Source organism: Confluentibacter sediminis (assembly GCF_003258355.1).
Classification (GTDB): Bacteria; Bacteroidota; Bacteroidia; order Flavobacteriales; family Flavobacteriaceae; genus Confluentibacter; species Confluentibacter sediminis.
This window is the reverse complement of record NZ_QKPO01000088.1, coordinates 1-388: the sequence shown is the minus strand read 5'-3', so window position 1 is coordinate 388 and position 388 is coordinate 1. Positions and strand designations below refer to the sequence as shown.

Here is a 388-nt window from a genome sequence, read left to right as displayed (position 1 = left end):
GACTGGCCGGCCTGTTCCGCGCGGATGATCGCCCTTGCTTCGGCCACGCTCGGGGCCTCGGATTCGGCGACGATATCATCGCCGACAGCCGGCACCGGAATCACCCGGGCGGATGGATCGAAGTCGGCGTGATGCAGCACCGGGGTCAGCAGCACGAACGGCAGACCGTAGTGTGAGGCCACATGTGGGTAGGTCATCGTCGTCAGCGACTTGCCGATCAGCAACAGGCGAGGGCCGGACGGGGTGTCGGAATCACGGTTCGGCGAGCCAGCTGCGCCATCGGCCAGCACGGTAGCAGAATCATCGGCGGCAACGCCATCCCCGGAATCACCGGCTTTACCCGCGCCGGACTCGCGCGCGGCGGCCACCCAGCCGTCAATCGCCTGAT

1 protein-coding gene is annotated in these 388 nt (G+C 67.3%); it reads right to left on the bottom strand.

The genetic code is table 11. The features are described from left to right. Positions 1 to 388: hypothetical protein (locus tag DKT72_RS19050; protein WP_220628172.1), on the bottom strand; the 388-nt coding region annotated here is incomplete at both ends.